This window comes from Rhodococcus pyridinivorans, assembly GCF_900105195.1.
GTDB classification, from domain to species: Bacteria; Actinomycetota; Actinomycetes; order Mycobacteriales; family Mycobacteriaceae; genus Rhodococcus; species Rhodococcus pyridinivorans.
Genome location: NZ_FNRX01000002.1, coordinates 2773734 through 2799500, shown reverse-complemented (window position 1 = coordinate 2799500; position 25767 = coordinate 2773734). Strand labels below are relative to the sequence as shown.

Sequence of the window (25767 nt, the reverse complement as noted above, 5' to 3'; positions counted from 1 at the left end):
ATTCCTCCCGGCCGTCGGGAAAACGTTATCGAAACGCGACCGATCCCCTGCACGGGAACGATTTCCGAGGTCACTCGCGGTTCCGTACCGGTCCTGTCGCGGCACGGGCACGGCCTCCGGGGCGCATCGGCGGGTGGTGGTGCGGTCGTCGCCGCAATCCGGTCGTACCGGTCGCACAGGTGGTCTAGCTTGTTGTGTGGTCCCGGTCACACGGGATCACACGATCGAACGGGGGTCCGATCGCGGCGCCGCACGCCCAGCGGCACCGGGGTCGGCCCCTGCACGCGATGTCGGGGGACACACGCCGATCACGGCCAACAACATCGCTTTCGGAGGGGACATGTCGCTGCGACACCGTCGTCCGCAGATACCGGCCGGCGCTTTCCCGCTGTCGTCCGCGCAACGGGCCATCTGGTTCGCGCAGCAGCTCGCACCCGAGGTACCCGTGTGCATCGCGCAGTATGTGGATCTGCGCGGCGCCCCGGACCTGGATCTGCTGCGTCGCTGCGGATATCGCGCCGGTGCCGAGTTCCGGTCCGCCTATCTGCGGGTCGTCGACGTCGACGGTGAACCCGTCCAGTACGTCGACCCCACCGTCGAGGACCGCAACGGGATCCCGCTGCTCGACTTCCGCGGCGAACCCGACCCGATGGCCGCGGCGCACGAGTGGATGACCGCCGACTACGCCACCCCGGTGGACCTGGCGAACGACCTGCTGGTGAACATGACGATCCTGCAGGTCGCCGACGACCGGTTCCTCTGGTACGCCCGCATCCACCACGTCGCCCTCGACGGATTCGCGGCGATGACCATGGTCAACCGCATCGCCGCCCTCTACACCGCGGAGATCGACGGCCGCGAGCCGGAACCGTCGAAAGCCGCCGACCTGCGCGCCCTGTACGACTGGGACCGCGAGTACCGCACCTCCGAGCGCTACCGCACCGACCGCGACTACTGGATCGAGCGGGTCGCCGGACTCGAGGACGGCTCGACTCTGGCGCAACGCGACGCCCCCACCGCGGCGGTGTCGCTGCTGTCGAGCCACACCCTCCCCGACGACCTCGTCGACGCGCTGACCGCGGTCGACGACGAACCGGGACTGTCCTCGACGGCGGCGGTCATCGCGGCGTTCGCGTGCTATCTGGCGCGGATGACCGGCCGCGACGACGTGATGATCAACCTGCCGGTCTTCGCCCGCACCACCGCCATGGCCCGCCGCTCCGGCGGCATGCTCGTCAACACCGCGCCGCTGCACATCTTTCTCGAACCGGACGACACCCGCACCGACCTGGTGCGGCGGGTGCAGCTCGAACTCACCGGGGCGCTGCGCCACCAGCGATTCAGCCTCGAGGACATCCGCCGCGAGACCGGCGCCGCCGGCGACCCGTACCGCTATGCCGGGCCGATGGTCAACGTCATGCTGTTCCGGCAGGAGATCGTGCTCGGCGACATCCGCGGCGAGTTCCACATCATGACCTCCGGTCCCGTCGAGGACCTGCTGGTCAACATCTATCAGAGCGGCGACCCGGCCCGGACCTTCCTCGACTTCCGCGGCAACCCGCACCGCTACGACGAGGACGAACTCCGTGCCCACCACGACCGGTTCGTCGAACTGCTCGACGATTTCCTGCGCAGCGCCCCCGACCGCGCGGTCGCCGTGATCCATCCGGCCAGCGTGACCCTGGGCGAGCAGCGCCGCCGCGCCGCCGCCGACGCCGGTTTCTGGCGGCAGCAGCTCGCCGACGCCGCCGAACGCCTCGAACTGCCCCGCCCCGTCACCGCCCCCGCCGACGACACCCCCGCCGACGTCGAGGACCGCCTGGCGGTCACGGCCGCGGCGCTCGCCGCGCGTTTCGCCACCACCGAGGGCGACGCCCCGGACACCACCGTCGCCGCCGTGCTGCACGCCGCCACGGCGGCTCTCATCGCCCGGCTCACCGGTCACGACGACGTCCTCGTCGGCGTGGCCCGCGACGGGCGGGTGCTGCCGCTGCGCGTCGAGCTGGACCCGGCCGAGCCCTTCGCCGAGCTGGTGCGGCGCGTGCGCACCCTCGGCGCCGATCTCGCCGCCCACGCCGAGGTCGACCCGGCCGTGCTCGCCGGCCTCGCCCCCGCCTGCCCGGTGGTGCTCACCCTCGACGACCCGACCTCCGCCCCCGCGGACGCGGTGCTACGCGTGACGATCGACACCACCGGAACCGCCCTGCAGGTCCGCACCGGCTACCGGCCCGACCGGGTGGACGCGCACACCGCCACCACCACCGGCCGGCGACTCGGCCGCGCCCTGACCGCGGTGCTCACCGACCCGCACCTGCCCATCGGGGATCTGCCGTTCGTCGGCAGCGACGAGGTCGCCGGTCTGGTCCCGGCGCACGGCGACCCGGCCCGCTCCGCGCAGACCCTGCCGGAGATCCTGTGCGCGGTCGCCGCGGTGGTGCCGGACACCGAGGCGGTGGTGTGCGAGGACCGGCGCATGACCTACGGCGAACTCGACGCCTGGTCCAACCGGCTCGCCCGCGTCCTCATCGACGCCGGCGCCGGACCGGAGACCTTCGTCGCGGTCGGCATCACCCGCTCCCTCGAATCGGTGGCGGTGATCTGGGCGATCGCCAAGTCCGGGGCCGCCTTCGTGCCCGTCGACCCGAAGTATCCGGCCGAACGCATCGAGTACATGCTCACCGACTCCGGGGCGATCCTGGGCCTGACCACCGCCGCGCACCGCGACGAGCTGCCCGACACGGTGCCCTGGCTCGTCCTCGATCCGGATCTCGACGCGCGGATCGCGCAGGCGAGCGATGAGCCGGTCACCGACGACGACCGGCCGGCCACCCTGCTGTTCGACCATCCCGCCTACCTGATCTACACCTCCGGCTCCACCGGCCGCCCCAAGGGTGTGGTGGTGCCGCACCGCGGCCTGGCGAACCTGTCGGCGACCCTGCACACCCGCCTGGCCCCACCCCCGGCGGCCCGGGTCTCGCACTTCTCCTCGCCGAGCTTCGACGCGTCGATCTTCGAGTACATGACCGCCTTCGCCATCGGCGCGACCCTCGTGGTGGTGCCCGCCCACATCTACGGCGGCGACGAACTGGCGGCGCTGCTGCGCCGCGAACAGGTCACCCACCTGTTCTCCACCCCGGCCGCGCTGGCGTCGGTGGACCCGACCGGCGTCGAATGCGAGGCGGTCACCGTCGCGGGCGAGGCGTGCCCACCGGAACTGGTGGCGCGCTGGGCACCCGGCCGCCGGATGTACAACGCGTACGGGCCCACCGAGACCACCATCGTCTGCAATATCACCGACATGCTGGTGCCGGGGGAGACCGTCACCATCGGCCACCCGGTGTGCGGTATCGACGAGCTGATCCTCGACGGCCGGTTGCACCCGGTGCCGGTCGGGATCGCCGGGGAGCTGTACATCGCCGGGCCGGGCGTCACCCGCGGCTATCACGACCGGCCGGGCCTGACCGCCACCCGTTTCGTCGCCGACCCCTTCGGCCCTCCCGGCTCGCGCATGTACCGCACCGGTGACGTCACCCGCTGGCGCATCCGCGACCCGCACCGTCCCGCCCGCTCGGTGACCGTCGAATATCTCGGCCGCTCCGACTTCCAGGTCAAGATCCGCGGGTTCCGCATCGAACTCGGCGAGATCGACGCCGCCCTCAGCGACCGCCCCGACGTCGCCTTCGCCGTCACCCTGGGCCGCGCCGCGCCCTCCGGGGAACAGATGCTCGTGTCCTATGTGCTGCCCGATGCCGGCTGCACCCTCGACCCGGAGCAGCTGGCCGCGGCGCTCGCGGCGCGGTTGCCCGCCCACATGGTGCCCGCCGCGATCATGGTGCTCGACGAGATCCCGCTGACCGCCGTCGGCAAACTCGACCGCACGGCACTGCCCGAACCGGTCTTCGCCGGCGCCGGTGGGGCGGCGGCGATGTCGCCGACCGAGACCGCGCTGGCCGCGATCTTCGCCGACCAGCTCGGCGTCGCCGAGGTCGGTGCCGACGACAGCTTCTTCGAGCTCGGCGGCAACTCGCTGGTCGCCACCCGGGTGATCTCCCGCATCAACGACGCCTTCGGCACCGATCTGGGGGTGCGGTCGCTGTTCGAGGCCCCCACCGTGCGGGCGCTGGCGGCGAACCTGCCCGCCGGTGACGACGTCGACCGGCTCGCCCCGGCGCCGGTGCTGCCGCGCCCGGACCGCATCCCGGTCTCCGCCGCCCAGCAACGCCTGTGGTTCGTCGACCAGCTCGACCCGTCCTCGGCCGCCTACAACATCCCGATCGCGCTGCGGCTGCGCGGCGCCCTCGACCACGCGGCGCTGGTCGCGGCGACCCGCGATGTGCTCGACCGGCACGAGGCGCTGCGCACCGTCTACCCGGCCACCCCGGCCGGGCCGATCCAGCAGGTGCTGCCCGTCGACGCGCTCGCCCTGGATCTGACCCCCACGGTCACGGACGATCTCGACGCGGACGTCGCGGCGGTGGTCGCGGCCGGTTTCGACGTCACCGTCGACCCGCCGCTGCGGATGCGGCTGTTCCGCGTCGCCGGCGACGAGCACGTGCTCGCCGTGGTGGTGCACCACATCGCCGCCGACGGCGCGTCGCTGGCACCGCTGTCCCGGGATCTGGTCACCGCCTACGCCGCCCGCGCCGCGGGCACCGCCCCGGACTGGGCGCCGCTGCCGCTGCAGTACGCCGACTACACCCTGTGGTTCGCGGATCTGCTCGGCGACGTCGACGACCCGACCTCCCGCGCCGCCCGGCAACTCGAGTACTGGCGCGAGATCCTCACCGGCGCCCCCGACCTGCTGGCGCTGCCCACCGACCGGCCGCGCCCACCGCAGCAGTCCTTCCGCGGCGCGAGCGTCGACGTCGAGATCGCCCCGGAGCTGTACGGGCGGATCCGGCAGCTCGCCCACGCCCACACCGCCACCGAGTTCATGGTCGTGCACGCCGCCCTGGCGGTGCTGCTGGCCCGCCTGTCCGGCGGCGACGACATCGTCGTCGGCACCCCCGTCGCCGGGCGCAGCCACCGCCACCTCGACGACCTGGTCGGCATGTTCGTCAACACCGTCGCGCTGCGCACCGCCGTACCCGCCGACCTGTCCTTCGCAGACTTCCTCGCCGCGGTGCGCGACACCGACCTGGCGGCCTTCGCGCACACCGACCTGCCGTTCGACCGGCTCGTCGACGCCGTAGTGCCCGCCCGCTCGGCGGCCTACTCGCCGCTGTTCCAGGTGATGCTCGCCTTCTCCGACACCACCGCCGCGCACCTGACCCTGCCCGGCCTGGACGTCGACATCGCCGAAATCGACACTCACACCACCAAATTCGACCTGCATCTGCAGCTCGGCGCGGTCGCCGACGGCGACGGCCGCACCCACGCACTGCGCGGCGCGCTGTCCTACGCCACCGACCTGTTCGATCCCGCCACCGCCGCCGCGATCGGGCAGCGCCTCGTGGGGCTGCTCGAGACGGTCACCGCGGATCCGGCGGTGCCGGTCGGCGACGTGGAGCTGCTCACCGCCGACGAACGCCGCACCGTTCTCGACACGTGGAACGCCACCACCGCCGACACCGGACCCGCCACCACCCTCGGGGAACTGTTCGCCGCGCAGGTCGCCGCGACCCCGGACGCCCCGGCCGTCACCGTCGACGGCCGCACCCTCGGCTACGCCGAATTCGACGCGGTCACCAACCGGCTCGCGCGGCGGTTGCTGCGCGCCGGCGCCGGACCGGACCGGGTGATCGCCCTCGCCGCGCCGCGGTCGCTGGATCTGCTCGTCGGCATGTACGCGATCGTCAAGAGCGGTGCCGCCTACCTGCCGCTGGATCCGGAGCATCCCGCCGAGCGGCTGCGCTACGTCCTCGACACCGCCGCCCCGCGCGCGGTGCTCACCACCAGCGATGTCGCCGACGCCCTGCCCGACACCGGCGCCGAGGTGCTGCGCATCGACCGCCTCGACCTCGCCGACGAATCCCCGGCGGCCCTCACCTCGGCGGATCGACCGGAGCCGACCGGCGCGCATCTCGCCTACGTGATCTTCACCTCCGGCTCCACCGGCCGCCCCAAGGGGGTGGCGGTGCCGCACGCCGCGATCGTCAACCGGTTGCGCTGGATGCAGCACACCTATCCGCTGACCGCCGACGACACGGTGGTGCAGAAGACCCCCGCCACCTTCGACGTGTCGGTGTGGGAGTTCTTCTGGCCGCTGCAGGTCGGGGCGCGGCTGGCCGTCGCCGCCCCCGGCGGGCACCGCGATCCCGGTTACCTGCTGCGGCTGTTCGCCGAGGAGCGGGTCACCGTGGCGCATTTCGTGCCGTCGATGCTCGCGGTGTTCGTCGACGCCCTGCACGGCCGCGGCCGGGAGCCGCTCGCGCTGCGGCACGTGTTCGCGTCGGGGGAGGCGCTGCCCGCCGAGACCGCCGCCGCGCTGCGGGAGGCGCTGCCGCACACCGCCCTGCACAATCTGTACGGGCCCACCGAGGCCGCGGTGGACGTCACCGCCTGGACCACCACCGACACCGGTGCCGGGTCGGTGCCGATCGGGTTGCCGGTGTGGAACACCCGCGCCTACGTGCTCGACGCGCGGCTGCATCCGGTGCCCGCCGGCGCCGCCGGCGAGTTGTATCTGGCCGGGATCCAGCTCGCCCGCGGCTATCTCGACCGCCCGGGACTGAGCGCCGACCGGTTCGTCGCCGACCCGTTCGGGGCGCCGGGGGAGCGGATGTACCGCACCGGGGATCTGGCCACCCGCCGCGCCGACGGTGCCCTGATGTACCTGGGGCGCACCGACTTCCAGGTCAAGATCCGCGGTCTGCGCATCGAGCTCGGGGAGATCGAGCAGGTGTTGCGCGCCCGCGAGGAGATCGGACAGGCGGTGGTGCTCGTCCACCACGGCGCCGACGACCGGCTCACCGGCTATCTCGTGCCCACCCCGGGCCGCAGCATCGACACCGCCGCGGTCACCGCCGATCTCGCCGCGCACCTGCCGGATTACATGGTGCCCGCCGCCCTCGTCGTCCTCGACGCGCTGCCGGTCGGCCCCAACGGCAAACTCGACCGCAACGCGCTGCCCGCTCCGCCGGCACCGACCGCCGCCGGTGGCTACCGGGCGCCGCGCACCCCCACCGAACAGCTCGTCGCCACCGTCTTCGCCGACCTGCTCGGCGTCGACCGGGTCGGCGCCGACGACCACTTCCTCGACCTCGGCGGCACCTCCCTGCTCGCGATGCGCGCCGCCGCCCGGCTCGCCGCGGACACCGGCGGTGAGCTCGGCATCCGGGAGATCTTCGATCATCCGGTCGTCGCCGATCTCGCCGCGCATCTCGACCAGCCCGACCGCACCGGCGCCGGGCGCGGCGCCCCGGTGGCCGGGCCGCGCCCCGACCCGGTCCCGCTGTCCCCGGCGCAGCAGCGGATGTGGTTCATCAACCAGTTCGACACCACCTCCCCGGCCTACAACATCGCCGTCGCGCTGCGCCTGAGCGGCCGGCTCGATCAGGCGGCGCTGCAGCACGCCATCGGCGACGTCGTCGCCCGGCACGAATCGCTGCGCACCCGCTATCCGCTCACCGACGACGGGCCCGTGCAGGTCGTGGTGCCCACCGGCGCCGCCGTCCCCGATCTGGTGATGCTCACCGTCGACGACGGCACCGACCTCGACAGCGAGCTCACCCCGATCCTCGCGGCCGGATTCGATGTGGCCACCGAGATCCCCACCCGCATCCGGGTGCTCGCCCTGGCCGAGGACGAGCACGTGCTCGTGCTCGTCGCCCACCACATCGCCGCCGACGGTTTCTCCATGGGGCCGCTGGCCCGCGACGTCATCGCCGCCTACAGCGCCCGCCACGCCGGGCAGACCCCGCAGTGGACCCCGCTGCCGGTGCAGTACGTCGACTACACCCTCTGGCAGCACCGGGTGCTCGGCGACGACACCGACCCGACCTCCCTGGCCGCCGAACAGCTCCGGTTCTGGCGCGCAACCCTCACCGGCGCCCCGGAACTGCTCGAACTGCCCTTGGATCGGCCCCGCCCGGTGCAGCCGTCGCGGCGCGGCGCCCGCATCCCGTTCACCCTCGACGCGGCCGCGCACCGCCGGCTGCTCGACATCGCCCGCGCCCACGACGCGTCGGTGTTCATGCTGGTGCACGCCGCACTGACGGTGCTGCTCGCCCGCCTGTCCGGCAGCGACGACATCGTCGTCGGCACCCCCGTCGCCGGGCGCGGCCACCGGGCCCTCGACGACCTGGTCGGCATGTTCGTCAACACCGTGGTGCTGCGCGCCCGCGTCGACGACGACGAGCCGTTCACCGCGCTGCTCGACCGCATCCGCACCGGCGACCTGACCGCCTTCGGGCACACCGAGGTGCCCTTCGAGCGGCTCGTCGAGGTCCTCGACCCGCCCCGCTCGACCGCCTACACCCCGCTGTTCCAGGTGCTGCTCGAATTCCAGGACACCGAACGCCCCGAGATCGAACTGCCCGACCTGTCGGTGCGGGTGATCGACCTCGACCCGATGCTGGCGCTGTTCGACCTGCAGCTGTCCATCGCCGAGACCACCGACGCCGACGGCCCCGCCGGCATCCGCGCGTCGTTCACCTACGCCACCGACCTGTTCGACGCCGCCACCGTCGCCTCGTTCGCCGACCGGTTCGTGCGCATCGTCGAGGCGATCACCGACACCCCCGACATCGCGGTCGGCAACATCGACATCGTCACCGACCGGGAACTGGCCGACCTGACCCCGGCGCGGGGCCTGCCACCGGTCTCACCGCAACTGTGGCCGGAACTGCTCACCTCGATCGCCGCGATCCTGCCCGACGCGGTCGCCCTGCGCTTCGCCGACCGGCAGATCACCTACGCCGAACTCGACGCCTGGTCCACCCGCGTGGCGCGGCTGCTCGTCGACGAGCACCGGATCGGCCCGGAAACCGTCGTCGCGCTCGCGCTGACCCGCTCGCTCGAATCGGTCGCGGTGGTGTGGGCGGTCACCAAGACCGGCGCGGCGTTCGTGCCCGTCGACCCCGCCTACCCACCGGAGCGGGTGAGCTACATGCTCACCGACAGCGCTGCCGCCCTCGGCATCACCACCGCCGCGCACCGCGACGCGCTGCCGGTGCAGGTGCCGTGGCTGGTGCTCGACGACGACGCCGTCGCCGCCCGGATCGCCGCGACGAGCGACGCACCCATCACCGACGCCGACCGCACCGCCGCGCTGCACTTCGACCACCCGGCCTACCTGATCTACACCTCCGGCTCCACCGGCCGCCCCAAGGGCGTGGTGGTCACCCACCGCGGCATGACCAACCTCAACGCCGAGGTGCGCAGCCACTTCACCATCACCCACCAGGCTCGCGTCTCGCACCTGGCGTCGCCGAGCTTCGACGCGTCGATCTTCGAGTTCACCAAGGCGTTCTGCGCCGGCGCCACCCTGGTGATCGTGCCGCCGGACATCTACGGCGGCGACGAACTCGCCCGGCTGCTGCGCGAGGAGAAGGTCACCCACGCCTTCATCACCCCCACCGCGCTCGCCTCCCTCGACCCCACCGGACTCGACGACCTCGAGGTCCTCGTCGTCGCCGGCGAGGCCTGCCCACCGGAACTGGTGGCGCGCTGGGCACCGGGACGGCGCATGTTCAACGGCTACGGCCCGTCCGAGGCCACCATCGAGACCAGCGTCAGCCCGCAACTGCGGCCCGGGCACACCGTCACCATCGGCGGGCCCGCCGTCGGCTTCCACCAGACCGTCCTCGACGACCGGCTGCGGCCCGTCCCCGTCGGGGTGGCCGGCGAGCTGTACATCGCCGGGCCGGGCGTGGCCCGCGGCTACCATCGCCGCCCCGACCTCACGGCCGCCCGGTTCGTCGCCGACCCCTACGGCACCCCCGGCGAACGCATGTACCGCACCGGGGATGTGGTGCGCTGGCGGCACGACGGCACCGTCGAATATCTGGGCCGCTCCGACTTCCAGGTCAAGGTGCGCGGCTTCCGCATCGAACTCGGCGAGATCGACGCCGCGCTCACCGCCCACGACGCGATCGCCTTCGCCCACACCATCGGGCACCCCGCACCCAGCGGCGACACCGTGCTCGTGTCCTACATACTGCCCGACACCACCGCCACGCAGATCGATCCGCGGGCACTGCGCGCCTGGGCCGCGGCGCGGCTGCCCGGTCACATGGTGCCCGCCGCGGTGGTGGTGCTCGACGAGCTGCCGCTGACCCCGGTCGGCAAACTCGACCGCCGCGCCCTGCCGGTGCCGGACCTGACACGGCTCGGCGGCGACTACCGTCCCCCGAGCACCGACCTCGAGGCAACCGTCGCCGAGATCGTCGCCGAGGTCCTCGGGCACCCGCAGGTCTCCGTCGACGACAACTTCTTCGATCTCGGCGGCAACTCGCTGATCGCCACCCGCGTCGTCGCCCGCCTCAACGCCGCGCTCGGCACCGACGCCGGGGTCCGCGCCCTGTTCGAGGCGCCCACAGTGCGGGCGCTCGCCGCGCGGATCCTCGACGATCACGGTGGGCACGGACGGGTGCCGCTGGTCGCCGCCGACCGGCCCGAACGGTTGCCGCTGTCCCCGGCCCAGCAACGCATGTGGTTCGTCAACCAGTTCGACACCACCTCCGCCGCCTACAACATTCCGCTCGCCATCCGCCTGTCCGGCCGCCTCGACGTCGCGGCACTGACCGGAGCGGTGCGCGACGTGCTCGACCGGCACGAGAGCCTGCGCACCTGGTATCCCGGCGACGAACAGGGCCCGCGCCAGGTCGTCGTCGACACCGACCGGGTGCTGCCGGCGCTCACGGCGCGGCCGGTCACCGGCGACGACCTGCCCACCGACCTCGCCGACTTCATCGGTGCCGGTTTCGACGTGGCCGCGGCGGTGCCGGTGCGGCTACGGCTGTGGCGCCTGAACGAGCACGCCCATGTCCTGGCGGTGGTGGTGCACCACATCGCCGCGGACGGCTCGTCGATGGCGCCGCTGGCCCGCGACCTGATGCTCGCCTACACCGCCCGCACCGGCGGGACGGACCCGGATCGGTCGCCGCTGCCGGTGCAGTACGCCGACTACGCCCTGTGGCAGCGCCGGCTGCTCGGCGACCCGGACGACCCGACCTCCCTCGCCGCCGCGCAGCTGCGGTTCTGGCGCGACACCCTCGCCGACGCCCCCGAACTGCTGCCGCTGCCCACCGACCGGCCGCGCCCCACCCAGCGCAGCTTCCACGGCGCCCTGCACCGCTTCACCGTGCCCGCCGACGTGCAGCGGCGCCTCGAGGCGCTGGCCGCCGAGCACGACACCACCGTGTTCATGGCCGTGCACGCAGCGTTCGCGGCGCTGCTGGCCCGCCTGACCGGCACATCCGACATCGTCATCGGCTCCCCGGTCGCCGGTCGCGGCCACCGCGCCCTCGACGACCTGGTCGGCATGTTCGTCAACACCGTGGTGTTGCGCACCCCCGTCGACGGGGCGCTGTCGTTCACCGACCACCTGCACCGCACCCGCGAGATCGACCTCGCGGCCTTCGGGCACACCGAGCTGCCCTTCGAGACCCTCGTCGACGTGCTCGCCCCGGCCCGCGAGACCGACCGGTCCCCGCTGTTCCAGGTGGTGCTCGAATACGGCAACACCGAACGGGCCCACCTGGTGCTGCCCGAACTCGAGGTCGACGCCCTCGACCCGGAGCTGCCCGTCGCCAAGTTCGACCTGCAACTGACCCTGCAGGATCCAGACCCGACCGGAACAGGGGAGAGCGACGGAATGCCCGCGGCGTTCACCTACGCCACCGACCTGTTCGATCCCGACACCGTCGCCTCCTTCGCGCAGCGGCTGGTGCGGCTGCTCGACGCGGTCACCGCCGACCCGCACCGCCCCATCGGCGACGTCGACCTGCTCACCGACGACGAACGTCCCACCGCCCCGGCGCCGCTGCGCCCGGCCACGGCGAGCGTGCTCGGCTCCGCCTCGGCGTCGCTGCTCGATCTGTACGCCCGCGGCGCCGGACTCGACCCGGCGGCGATCGCGGTCACCGCCCCCGACGGGACGCTGCGCTACGACGAGCTCACCGACCGGGTGCAGCGCCTGGCGCGGCTGCTCGTCGAGCACGGCGCCGGACCCGACCGGCTCGTCGCCGTCGCCCTGCCGCGCGGCACCGACCTGATCGTCGCGCTGCTCGCCGTATTGCACAGCGGCGCCGCCTATCTGCCCATCGACGTGGCGTTCCCCCCGGACCGGCTCGCGTACATGTTCGACGACGCGGCCCCGGTGTGCCTGCTCACCACCGCCGACCACGCCACCGCTCTGCCCCCGCACACCCCGCCGATCGTGGACCTGCACGACCCGGCCGTGCGCACCCGCCTCGACGAGATGCCCAGCGGCGGTGACGGATTGCCACGCGTGCACCCGGAGGCGGCGGCGTACGTCATCTACACCTCCGGCTCCACCGGCCGCCCCAAGGGCGTGATGGTCCCGCACCGCACCGTCGTCACCCTGCTCACCGACACCACCGAGATGTTCGGTTTCGACGCCTCCGATGTGTGGACACTGTTCCACTCCTACGCCTTCGACTTCTCGGTGTGGGAACTGTGGGGCGCCCTCGCCCACGGTGGCCGGCTCGTCGTCGTCGACTACCACACCGCCCGTAACCCGCAGGAATTCCTGGCACTGCTGCGCCGCGAACGGGTCACCGTGCTCAACCAGACCCCGACGGCCTTCTACCAGCTCATCGACGCCGACCGCGCCGCCGGCACCGACCTGCCGGCGCTGCGCCGGGTGATCTTCGGTGGGGAAGCCCTCGACTTCGGGCAGCTCGACCGCTGGTACCGGCGCCACGACGACACCGCCCCGACGCTGGTGAACATGTACGGCATCACCGAGACCACCGTGCACGTCACCGCCCGCACCATCACCCGCGAACTCGCTGCCACCGCCGCGGCAAGCCTGATCGGCCCACCGTTGCCGTCGCTGCGCCTGCACATCCTCGACAACCGGCTGCATCCGGTGCCCACCGGGGTGATCGGCGAACTGTACGTCTCCGGCGCCCAGCTCTCCCGCGGCTACCTGCACCGCCCCGATCCGACCGCCACCCGGTTCGTCGCCGACCCGCACGGCGCCCCCGGCGACCGGATCTACCGCACCGGGGACCTGGCGCGCCGCACCCGCGACGGCGAGATCGAATATCTCGGCCGCGCCGACTTCCAGGTGCAGCTGCGCGGTTTCCGCATCGAGCTCGGCGAGATCGAAGCGGCGCTGCTGCGCGCCCCCGGTGTCGGCCGCGCCGTGGTCGTCGTCCACACCGACCCGGCCTCCGGTACCGACCGGCTCGTCGGCTACGCGGTACCCGAACCCGGCCACGACCTCGACGTCGACGTGGTGCTCGAGCATGCCGCCGGGGAACTCGCCGCGTACATGCTGCCGTCCACCCTGATGGTGCTCGACACGCTGCCGGTCACCGCAACCGGCAAACTCGACCGGCGCGCGCTGCCCGCCCCCGACTTCGCCGCCCGCACCACCGTCTCCCGCGCCCCCGCGCGCGGCCACGAAACGGTGCTGGTGGAACTGTTCGCGCAGGTCCTCGGTCTGCCGACGGTGGGGGTGGACGATTCGTTCTTCGCCCTGGGCGGCGATTCGATCATGTCCATCCAGCTGGTCTCCCGCGCGAAGGCTGCCGGCCTGGACCTGACTCCGCGCGAAGTGTTCGAACACAAGACCCCCGCCGCGCTCGCCGCCGTCGTCGGCACCGCCACCCCCACCGAAACCCTCGCGGAGCTGCCCGGCGGTGGGGTCGGGGACATGCCGCTACCGCCGATCGCGCACTGGATGCTCGACCGCGGCGGCAGCATCGGCCGCTACTCGCAGGCGCTGCTGCTGCGCCTGCCCACCGGCCTGGACGCGGCGACGCTGCGGGCGATCGTCACCGCGGTCCTCGACCGGCACGACATGCTGCGCGTGCACCTGCACGCGGTGCCGGACGTCCCCGGCGGGCACGTCCTGCACGTGCCCGCCCCGGGCAGCGTCGACGTCGACACCGTCATCCACCGGGTGCCGGTGACCAGCGCCGCGGACAGCGACGACTTCTTCGCCCTGGCCGCCGCCGAACTCGACGCCGCCGCCGACCGACTCGACCCGCACAGCGGGCGGGTGGTGCAGCTGGTGTGGTTCGACGCCACCAGCGGCGCCGGCCGACTGCTCATCGTCATCCACCATCTCGCCGTCGACGGGGTGTCCTGGCGCATCCTCGTCCCCGACCTGGCCGCCGCGTGGGCGGCCGCCGCGGCCGACGGTGCCACGAGTGGTGCGCTGCTGCCCCTCCACACCGGCACCAGCGTGCGCCGCTGGGCCCACGCCCTGCGTGACGCCGCCCCCACCCGCCGCACCGAACTCGACTTCTGGCGCGCCACGCTCGACGGACCGAACCCGCCGCTCGGGCACCGCCCCTTCGATCCGGTCCGCGACACCAACGCCACCGTCATCACCGTCGCCACCGAACTGCCCACCTCCGTCACCGAGGCGCTGCTCACCGCCGTGCCCAACGCCTTCCACGGCGCCGTCGACCACGGCCTGCTCACCGCACTCGCCCTCGCGGTGGCGGCGTGGCGCCGCGACCGCGGCCACCACCCGGCCCAGCTGCTGCTCAACCTCGAAGGGCACGGCCGCGACAGCAATGCCGCCGCCGGCGCCGACCTGTCCGGCACCGTCGGCTGGTTCACCACCATCCACCCGCTGCGCCTGGACCTGACCGGCATCGACCTCGACGACGCGCTCGCCGCCGGCCCGGCCGCCGGTCGCGCCGTCAAGACCGTCAAGGAACACCTCGCCGCCGTCCCCGACCACGGCACCGGCTTCGGGCTGCTGCGCTATCTCGACCCCGACACCGCCACCGAACTCGCGAACGCACCGACGCCGCAGGTCAGCTTCAACTATCTCGGCCGCCCCACCGCCGGGGTCACCGACACCGACACCCCCTGGCTGCCCATCGACGGCTTCCCCCACGGCGGGGCACAGAGCCCGGACATGCCCGCCGCCGCGGTGCTCGACATCAACGCCGTCACCACCGACACCCCCACCGGGCCGGTACTCGAGGTGCACTGGTCGTACCCGGCCGGGCTGCTCGACGACACCGACGTCACCGCCCTCGCGCACCACTTCGCCACCGCCGCCACCGCACTGACCCGGCACACCCGCAGCCCGCACGCCGGTGGCCTGACCCCCTCGGATCTGCCGCTGGTGCGACTGCACCAGGACGTCATCGAACGCCTCGAGCAACGCTACGGGCCCCTGGACACCGTGTGGCCGACCGCGCCGCTGCAGACCGGGCTGCTCTTCCACGCCCTGCTCGCCGGGGACCGCCCCGACGCCTACATCGTGCAGCTCGTCCTCGACCTGCGCGGCGAGGTCGACGCGAGCCGGATGCGCCGCTCCCTGCAACTGCTGCTCGACCGGCATCCGGCGCTGCGCGCAGCGTTCCCCGCCGCCGGCGACGGACACGTCCAGGTCATCCCCACCCACGTGGAAGTGCCGTTCACCGTCGCCGACACCAGCGACGACCCCGACCCGGACGACGCCGCCGCGCAACTGCTCGCCCTCGATCGACGCACCCGCTTCGACACCGAGACCACGCCGCTGCTGCGCGCGACCGTCGTGCACACCGGCCCGGGCCGGCACCTGCTGGCGTTGACGAACCACCACCTGCTGCTCGACGGCTGGTCCACCCCGGTGCTGATCCGGGAACTGCTGATGCTCTACGCCACCGACGCGGACCAGCGGGCACTGCCCCCGGCGCCGCACTACGGCAGCTACCTCACCTGGCTCGCCGACCGCGACCCGGAAGCCTCCCTCGACGCCTACCGCCGCGCCCTCGCCGGAGTGGACGAACCGACCCTGCTCGCCCCGCAGCACCGTCCCGGCACCACCGCCGGGATCTCCGAGGACCTCGACCTCGACCTGGACACCGCTCTGTCGGTGCGGCTGCACGACACCGCCACCGCCCGCGGCGTCACCGTCAACACCCTCGTGCAGACCGCCTGGGGTGTGGTGCTCGGCGCCCTCACCGGCCGCACCGACGTGGTGTTCGGGGCGACCGTCTCCGGGCGGCCACCGCAGATCCCCGGCATCGAGGCGATGGTCGGGTTGTTCATCAACACCGTCCCGGTGCGCATCACCGTGCGGCCCGACGACACCGTCGGTGCGCTCGTCGACCGGGTGCAGGCCGAACAGGTCGCCCTGCTCGATCACCACCATCTCGACCTGGGCACCCTCGACCGGCACCTCGGGGCCGCCGTGCGATTCGACACCCTCACCGTCTTCGAGTCGTACCCGGTCGAACGCGCCGGTCTCGACCGCGACACCGACCTCGGCGGCATGCGGGTCGCCGACATCACCGGCCGCGACGCCGCGCACTACCCGCTGTCGGTGGTCGTGCACACCGACACCGCGGTGCACCTGCGCATGAAATACCTGCCGGAGGTCTTCGACCGCGACGCCGTCGCCGCGATCGCCGCGCGCATCACCGCTGTGCTCGACGCACTCACCGGCGACCCGGCCGCCCCGATCACCGCGCTGCCGGCACTCACCGCCACCGAGCAGGACGCGCTGCTGCCGGTGCACGGCCCGGCCGGGGGCAGCGACGTCGCCCTGCCGCAACTGCTCACCGCGACCGCCGCCGCACACCCAGACCGGCCGGCCCTGCGCGAGGGGGAGCGGGTGCTCACCTACCGCGAACTCGACGAACGCTCCACCCGGCTGGCGCGGGTGCTGCTGCGCCGCGGCGCCGGACCGGAGACCTTCGTCGCCCTCGGCATCGCCCGCTCCGTCGAGTCGGTGACCGCGATGTGGGCGATCACCAAGACCGGGGCGGCGTTCGTGCCCGTCGACCCGCGCTATCCGGCCGAACGCGTCGCATTCATGCTCGACGACTGCGGCGCCACCGTCGGCGTGACCACCACCGCACACCGCGACCGGCTCCCGGACACGGTGCCGTGGCTGCTGCTCGACGACCTCGACCGCGACGCCGCGGGCGAGGACACCACCACGATCGACGACACCGACCGCCCCGTCGCGCTGCGGCTCGATCATCCCGCCTACCTGATCTACACCTCCGGCTCGACCGGCCGCCCCAAGGGTGTGATCACCACCCACCGCAGCCTGGACAACTTCGCCCGCGACCAGCGCAGCCGCTTCGGTGCCGGACCCGGCGCGCGGGTCATGCACGTCTCGTCGCCGAGCTTCGACGCGTCGATCTTCGAATACCTCCTGGCGTTCGGGTCCGGCGCCGAACTGGTGATCGTGCCCCCGCACATCGTCGGCGGCGCCGAACTCGGCGCGCTGCTGCGCGAGCAGCGGGTCACCCACGGGTTCATCACCCCCGCCGCGCTCGCCTCCCTCGACCCGGCGGATCCGACCGACCTCACCGATCTCGCGGTCGGTGGGGAGGCGTGGCCGGCGGACCTGCAGGCCACCTGGGCGCCCGGGCGGCGTCTCGTCGACGCCTACGGGCCCACCGAGACCACCATCATGGCCGCGATCAGCGACCCCCTGGGCGTCGACGACCCACTGACCCTCGGCGGTCCGCTGCGCGGGGTGCACGCCGTCGTCCTCGACACCGCGCTGCGACCCGTGCCGTTCGGTGCCGTCGGTGAGCTGTACCTGGCCGGCTGGGGCCTGGCCCGCGGCTATCACGCCCGGCCCGCGCTGACCGCCGCCCGGTTCGTCGCCGACCCCTACGGCGCCCCCGGCGAACGCATGTACCGCACCGGGGACCTGGTGCGCTGGGTCGGTGACCTCGACCGGCGGGATCTGCGCATCGAATACGTCGGCCGCAGCGACTTCCAGATCAAGATCCGCGGCTTCCGCGTCGAACTCGGCGAGATCGACGCCGTGCTCGCCGCCCACCCGGCCGTCGGATTCGCCGCCACCGTCGCGCACCGCGCCCCGAGCGGAGAGACGGTCCTCGTCGCCCACCTGCACCCCGCACCCGGCGCCGACATCGACCACGCCGCAGTGAAATACCATGTCTCCGAGCATCTCCCGGCGCACATGGTGCCCACCGTCATCAGCGTGCTCGACGAGATCCCGCTGACCCCCGTCGGTAAACTCGACCGCGCCGCCCTGCCCGCACCGAACCTGACCGCCGGCACCGGCGACCGTCCGGCACCCACCGACCCGCTCGAGTCGCTCGTCGCCGACGAACTCGCCGACGTGCTCGGCCTCGACCGACTCGGCGTCGACGACAACTTCTTCGACCTCGGCGGTAACTCACTGCTCGCCACCCGCGCCGTTGCCCGCCTCGGCGACCGGCTCGGCCGACCCGTGCCGGTGCGCGCCCTGTTCGAAGCCCCCACCGTCGCCGCGCTCGCCGCACACCTCGACCACCGGCCCACCACCGAGGTCGAGGAACCCACCGCCGACACCACCTCCGGCCCGATCGCCGGACCGCGCCCCGAGCACATCCCGCTCTCCCCGGCGCAGCAACGACTGTGGTTCATCAACCAGTTCGATCCGACCTCCGCCGCCTACAACATCCCCCTGGCGATCCGGTTGTCCGGGCATCTGTCCCCGGCCGCGCTCGGCGCCGCCCTGCACGACGTGCTGGCCCGGCACGAGAGCCTGCGCACCATCTACCCGGCGTCGGCGGCCGGACCGCACCAGCGGATCCTCGCCGCCGCCGACGCCCCGCTGCCGCTGGACGTGGTGCCCGCCGGAGAGGACACCGTGCACACCGCCATCGCCGACTTCCTCGGCGCCGGATTCGACGTCACCGTCGACATCCCGGTGCGGGCACGGGTGTTCTCCTTCGGCCGCGACGACCATCTCGCCGTGCTGGTCGTACACCACATCGCCGCCGACGGCGGCTCCACCGGCCCGCTGGCCCGCGACCTGATGATCGCCTACGCCGCCCGCAGCCGCGGCGAGACCCCGGCGTTCGGACCGCTGCCGGTGCAGTACGCCGACTACACCCTGTGGCAACTCGACCGGCTCGGCGACCCGGACGACCCCGGCACCCTCGCCGCCGACCAGACCACCTACTGGCAGCAGCGCCTCGCGGGGCTGCCGGAGGTGCTGCCGCTGCCCACCGACCGGCCCCGGCCGCCGCAGCAGTCCTTCCGCGGCGACATCACCCGCTTCACCGTCGACGCCGATCTGCTCGCCCGGCTGCAGCAGCTCGCCGCCGTCCGGCACAGCACCGTGTTCATGACCGTGCACGCGGCGTTCGCGGTGCTGCTCGCCCGCCTGTCGGGCAGCGACGACATCGCCGTCGGCTCGCCGGTCGCCGGTCGCGGACACCGCGCCCTCGACGATCTGGTGGGCATGTTCGTCAACACCGTCGTGCTGCGCACCCCGGTGCCCGCGCAAGCGTCGTTCACCGAGCTGCTCACCGCCATCACCGACAGCGACCTCGATGCCTTCGCGCACGCCGACCTGCCCTTCGACCGGGTCGTCGACGCGCTCGCCCCGACCCGCTCGACCGCACACTCACCGCTGTTCCAGGTCTCCATCGAATTCCACACCGCCGAACTGCCCGCGGTGGAACTGCCGCACCTGAGCGTGCAGGGCGTCGCCCTCGACCCGACGGTGTGCAACTTCGACCTCGAACTGCTCGTCGGGGAGAACGCCGAAGGTGGCCTCGACGCCGCCTTCGTCTACGCCACCGACCTGTTCGACGCCGAGACGGTGCGTGGCTTCGCCGACCGGTTCACCCGGCTGCTGCACGCGATCGCCGCCGACCCGCACCGTCCCGTCGGCGATCTCGACCTGCTCACCACCGCAGAACACACCGCGCTGGTGCCCGCCATCGGACCGCAGGCCGAACCGGCGGTGCTGTGGCCGCACCTGCTCGACACCGCCGTTGCCACCGCCCCGGACGCGGTCGCGGTCATCGACGACGACCGGCAGGTCACCTACCGCGAACTCGACGCCCGCGCGCACCGGCTCGCGCGGCGCCTGCTCGACCGCGGCGCCGGACCCGAACAGGTGATCGCCCTGGCGATCCCGCGCTCGCTCGAATCGGTCACCGCGGTGTGGGCGACGGTGCGCAGCGGCGCGGCATTCGTGCCGGTCGACCCCACCTATCCGGCCGACCGCATCGCCTTCATGCTCGACGACAGTGCCGCGCGCATCGGCATCACCGTCGCCGCGCACCGCGACGCGCTGCCCGACGAGGTGGACTGGCTCGTCCTCGACGACCTCGACCTCACCGCCGGGCCGCTCGCACCGATCGACGACGCAGACCGGCCGACGGTGCTGCGCCCGGATCATCCGGCCTACCTGATCTACACCTCCGGCTCCACCGGCCGCCCCAAGGGCGTGGCGGTCACCCACCGCGGCCTGGCCTCCCTCGCCCGGGAGGAACGCGACCGTCTGCAGGTCACCGCCGCGGCCCGGGTGTCGCATCTGGCGTCGCCGAGCTTCGACGCGTCGATCTTCGAGCAGATAATGGCGCTGTGCGCCGCGGCGACGCTGGTGATCGTGCCGCCGCACGTCTACGGCGGCGACGAGCTCGCCGCGGTGCTGCGCGCACAGCGGGTCAGCCACGCCTTCATCACCCCCACCGCGCTGGCCTCGCTCGACCCGCACACCGTCCCCGAACTGCACACCCTGCTCGTCGCCGGCGAAGCACTCCCACCGGAGCTGGTGGCACGCTGGGCGCCGTCGCGGCGGGTGATCGACGCCTACGGTCCCACCGAGGCGACGATCATGACCTCCCTCGGCGAGCCGCTCACCGTCGGCGAACCCGTCACCATCGGCACCCCCAGCCGCGGTTTCCACGCCCTGGTCCTCGACGGGCGGCTGCAACCCGTCCCGGTCGGGGTGGCCGGGGAACTATATGTCGCCGGGCCGGGTCTGGCCCGCGGCTACCACGACCGGCCCGCGCTGACCGCCGCCCGGTTCGTGCCCGATCCCACCGGCACGGGGGAGCGGATGTACCGCACGGGGGATCTGGTGCGGTGGACCACCGATCATCGCCTCGACTACGTCGGCCGCACCGACTTCCAGGTCAAGATCCGCGGCTTCCGCGTCGAACTCGGCGAGATCGACGCCACGCTGACCGCGCACCCGCAGGTGGTCTTCGCCCACACCCTCGGCCACACCGCCCCGTCCGGGCAGACCGTGCCGGTGTCCTACCTCCGCCTCGCCCCCGATACCGACATCACCGCCGCCGAGGTGAAAACGTTCATCGCGCAGCATCTTCCGCCGCACATGGTGCCGGCGGTGATCACCGTGCTCGACGACATCCCGCTCACCCCGGCCGGCAAACTCGACCGCGCCGCGCTGCCCGCCCCGGATTTCACCGCCCCGGTCGGGGACTACCGGGCGCCGCGCACCGACCTCGAAAAGCTCGTCACCGACCTGTTCGCCGAGCATCTCGGCCTCGACCGGGTCGGTGTCGACGACGACTTCTTCGACCTCGGCGGCACCTCGCTGCTGGCGACCCGGTTGCTACCGGCGCTCGGGGAACGACTCGGGCGGCGGGTGCCGATCGCGTCGATCTTCACCCATCCGACCCCGGCAGAACTCGCCGCACACCTGAGCAGCGGCGAGTCCGAGGAGAGCAACGGCATCGACGAGGCGTTCCGGGTGCTCGTGCCGCTGCGCCCCGGCACCGGCACCGCGCTGTTCTGCATCCATCCCGCCGCGGGGCTGGCCTGGCCGTACAGCGCCCTCGCGCACCGCCTCGACGACGACCGGCCGGTCTACGGTCTGCAGTTGCCGGCCCTGTCCGGTGGTCCGCGGCACGACACCATCACCGCGCTGGCCCGCCACTACGTGCGGGAGATCCGCCGGGTGCAGCCGCACGGCCCATATCACCTGCTGGGCTGGTCGCTCGGCGGGGTGGTCGCGCACGCCGTCGCCGTCGAACTGCGCCGCGACGGGGAGATCGTCGACACCCTCGCCCTGCTCGACAGCCACCTGATGGTCGGGGCGTCCCCGGCCGTCGGCACCCGCGACATGCTGCGCGATCTCGGGCTTCCCGTCGACGACGGTGAGCCGAGCTTCGAACACGCCGCCGCGGTGCTCGACGAGGCGCTCGGGGGCGGCACCGGCCTGACCGCCGCCCACCTCGAACGGCTGCACGCCGGGTCGACCGACACCGCCCGCGCCGCGCGGCGGCACGAACCGAACACCTTCGACGGGGACGCGTTGTTCTTCACCGCGGCCCGCTCGGAGACCCCGGTCCCGGCGGTGGCGGCCTGGCACAACGTGATCGCCGGCGAGATCCACCAGTACCGGCTCGACTGCGATCACCACGAGATGGTGAGTGCCCGGGCGGTGGAGACGATCGTCGCGGTGCTCTCGGCGCGGCTGACCGAGAGCGACGCGGCGCTGCGCCGGTGGGGACGAGTCGCGGTGCAGGTCGCCGGACGCAACGGGGACCGCCGGAACTGACCTCGACGCATCCGCTCACCGGGCCCGGATCTCTCAGCCGAGCCCGGTGAGCGCCGCCGGCGCCCATCCCGGCCAGCGCACCGCACCCACCGGCACCCCGCCGGCGAACCGCGCCACCACCACCGGGGTCCCGGACGCCGTGTCGTACACCGACGCCTGATCGGCGCGGCCGATCGCTTCGGTCACCAGCGGCCACAACCGCCGATAGCGCGCCCGGATCTTGTCCTCGGGCACCGCATGCCCACCGGAGGCCACCCGGTGCTGTACACGCAGCACCGACATCGCCTCGGGCACCAGCATCACGTGCAGCACCACCGTGAACCCCACCTCGTGCGCGCGGTCGATCAACTCCAGCTTCGACGGATGCGAGAACACCGTTTCCGCAATGAACGACCGGCCCTGCCGCAGCAACCGGTCCCGCGCCGCCGCGGCGAGTTGCGCCGCCTCGTACGACATCTCCTCCGCCCGGTCGGGCCAGCGCTGCCGCGCGATCACATCCGCATTGACGAACACGCTGCGCGGCAGCAGGGGAGCGAGGGACAACTCGACGAACGTCGACTTGCCGGAACCGTTGGGACCGACGATCAGATCCAGACGCCTCATGCGTCGTCGAGCACCTGACGACTACCGTCGGGACGCTGCTCGACCAGCCGGCCTTCGTCGTCGAGCACCACCGTGGTGACCCCACGCGCGGCGAGAATCTCGGCGTAGTCGGTGCGGGCCAGCCCGTCCGCCAGGCGCGCATCGATCTCCGCGTCGAACAGCCGTCCCTCGGCGGCGGTGAGCTCGCTCAGCTCCCGTGTCCCGGCCAGCGCCTCGTGCACCCGGTGCAGGGAGGCGGTCTCGTGGGCGGTCATCGCGCGGCCGATGCGGGCCCAGTATTCGAGTTGCTGGCGTCCGGTGCGGTTCTGGCGGCCGCCCTCGGCGATGGCGCTGTCGACGAGTTCGGCGTCGAAGCGGGTGACCTTGTCGGTGGATGACGTCATGACGGCCTCCTGATGTTGCAGTCTGCTACAAGCGTAGCTGTCTGCAACACGCCACGCACCCCCGAATCCTCCCGCCACCACCCGGTTCGTGACCTCCTGCTACGCACCGCCACCCGGATCGACACCCGATCGAACCCGAGCCGTCGCCGCGGAACCGGCCACGCGACCTACCGTGAGCGAGTACTCCCATCGCCAGGAGGTGCGTGATGACCACGGAGATGCACGAACCCGACCAAGCACGACTCGAGCAGACCCTCGGACAACTCGTCGTCGACATGGGTGCGGCCATGAATGGCGCACTGGTGCTCATCGGCGCCGAACTCGGACTGTGGCGCGCGCTCGACGAAGCCGGCCCGGTCAGCAGCGAACAACTCGCCGACCGCACCGGCATCCGCGAACGCTATCTGCGCGAATGGCTCTCCGCCGAGACCGCCAGCGGCTATCTCACCTACGATCCCGACGCCGGAACGTTCAGTCTGGCACCGGAACACGCCATGACCCTCGCCCGCGAGGACAGCCCCGTCTACCTGGCCGGCGGCTTCCACCTGATCGGCTCCGTGTACAAGGACCGCAGCCGCATCGCCGAACGCATCCGCAACGGCGAAGGTTTCGGCTGGCACGAACACGATCCCGAACTGTTCGTCGGCACCGAACAGTTCTTCCGCCCCGGCTACCGCGCCAACCTCGTCGACGTGTGGCTGCCCGCCCTCGACGGGGTCGTCGACACACTGCGCGCCGGCGCCACCGTCGCGGACATCGGCTGCGGCCACGGTGTCTCCACGACCCTGCTCGCGCAGGCGTTCCCGCAGTCCACCATTCGCGGCTTCGACTACCACGACGCGTCCATCGCGCGGGCGACGGAACTGGCCGCGGAGGAGGGCGTCGACAACGCCACCTTCACCGTCGCCTCGGCGACCGACTTCCCCGGATCCGACTACGACCTGATCTGCTACTTCGACTGCCTGCACGACATGGGCGATCCCGTCGGCGCACTGCGGTACGCGCGCGGCGCGCTCGCCGACGACGGCGCGGTGATGCTCGTCGAACCGTTCGCCCGCGACAGCCTGCCCGAGAACCTCAACCCGGTCGGCCGGATGTACTACGCCGCATCGACGGTGCTGTGCACCCCGTCGTCCCTCGACCAGCCGGTCGCGCTCGGGCTCGGCGCGCAGGCCGGGGAGCGACGGCTCGCCGATGTCGCGGCCGAAGCCGGATTCGGCACCTTCCGCCGCGCCACCGAAACACCCTTCAACCTCGTCCTCGAAGCACGCCCCTGAAACAGTCTCCGGGACACCGGATCGGACTCATCGGCGACTACGGCGGCGCCGATAGGCGACGATCGGAGGATGGACCGCGTCACCCGACTCTCGCTCGCCCTGGACCGTCAGGACGGGCGGTGCCTGTGGTGTGGACGGGAGTTCGGGCGGCTGATCACCCCGACCACCGATCATCTGGTGCCGCGCCTGAAGGGCGGGCCGAGCATCACCGCCAACGAGGTCGCCGCGTGCCGACGCTGCAACGCCGACCGCGGACACATCGCGCCGGTCGAATGGCTCGACCGGTGCCGGCAGCGCGAGGGCTGGTCACCCGACGAGGAGCTGCTGTCACGACTGCTCGAGGAGCTCGCCGACGAACTCGTCCGGGTCGGTGGTCATCGCCGTGCCCGGGATTATCTGTCCGCGCAGTTGCGGCGGTTGCGGCGAGCGTCATAATGCACGGGAGGCGAGATTAATACGTCACTGTGACGTTTCTGGGTTTATCGTCCGAGGCAGAGGAGGGGAGTCCGCACCCTCGACCCGGCGGGATGCGACCCGCAGACAGGTCAGGACGAGCACGGCGACCCCGACGGCCACCGCGGACGCGACAGGCGAGCAGATCCCGCTCGCCGCCAGGAGCGTCCACCGTCCACCCGAGTTCCTCGCACACCGTCGCAACGAAATACGCACCGGCGACCGCCACGAGGGAGACCGAGATGCCGGACGGACCGGTACCGGCGACCACGATGGATGCGACCAGCACCAGCGCAGCTGATACAAACAGTGCGACGATCAGCCACAGCGCGCGCGGCAGCGTGCACATGCGCCGCCGGGCCGACTCGCGCCCGCCGCCGGCGGCGAGGGCCGCAAGTGCCGGGCAGACGAACATCAACGCACTGACCGGCAGACGCGCACCGGTGATGTCGAATTCACCGTCGGTGAGTGCACCCCAGAGATAGAACGGGACGGTGGTGATCGCGAAGACCACCCAGGAACGCAGGAGCCGTGGTTGCGTCACGGTCGACCTTCCCGGATCGCGTTGTCACTGCCGCGCCGATGATATCGACGCAGATAGGTGTCCACCGCGGGACCCGCTAGACCACGTGAAAACGTCACTGTGACGTTTTCACGACGGCCGGGCGGA

6 protein-coding genes are annotated in these 25767 nt (G+C 72.5%); 3 read left to right on the top strand and 3 right to left on the bottom strand.

Annotated elements, in window-relative coordinates; genetic code table 11:
• The first annotated feature begins 340 nt into the window (after positions 1-340).
• Positions 341-22381, top strand: a complete 22041-nt coding sequence (locus BLV31_RS13285) for a non-ribosomal peptide synthetase (RefSeq protein WP_072740590.1) — start codon at positions 341-343, stop codon at positions 22379-22381.
• Between the two features lie 33 nt (positions 22382-22414).
• Here the strand turns inward: BLV31_RS13285 and BLV31_RS13280 are convergent, their stop codons facing one another.
• Both BLV31_RS13280 and BLV31_RS13275 read right to left on the bottom strand, forming a co-directional pair.
• Positions 22415-22984, bottom strand: a complete 570-nt coding sequence (locus BLV31_RS13280) for an ATPase (protein ID WP_006552790.1) — start codon at positions 22982-22984, stop codon at positions 22415-22417.
• Positions 22981-23367 (bottom strand): TA system antitoxin ParD family protein, encoded by a 387-nt coding sequence (locus BLV31_RS13275; protein WP_006552789.1) that lies wholly within the window; start codon positions 23365-23367, stop codon positions 22981-22983. The genes BLV31_RS13280 and BLV31_RS13275 overlap by 4 nt, the downstream gene beginning before the upstream one ends.
• 206 nt (positions 23368-23573) lie before the next feature.
• Here BLV31_RS13275 and BLV31_RS13270 point away from each other — a divergent pair, with 206 nt between their 5' ends.
• Together BLV31_RS13270 and BLV31_RS13265 are read left to right on the top strand one after the other, a co-directional pair.
• A complete protein-coding gene (locus BLV31_RS13270; RefSeq protein ID WP_019289578.1) occupies positions 23574-24644 on the top strand; it encodes a class I SAM-dependent methyltransferase in 1071 nt (356 codons plus the stop codon).
• 69 nt (positions 24645-24713) lie between these two features.
• Complete coding sequence (locus BLV31_RS13265) at positions 24714-25079, top strand: HNH endonuclease (protein ID WP_024101068.1); 366 nt, start codon at positions 24714-24716, stop codon at positions 25077-25079.
• Between the two features lie 16 nt (positions 25080-25095).
• On the opposite strand, the gene BLV31_RS13260 is transcribed toward BLV31_RS13265, so the two are convergent.
• Positions 25096-25641 (bottom strand): hypothetical protein, encoded by a 546-nt coding sequence (locus BLV31_RS13260; protein ID WP_139192952.1) that lies wholly within the window; start codon positions 25639-25641, stop codon positions 25096-25098.
• Positions 25642-25767 lie beyond the last annotated feature (126 nt).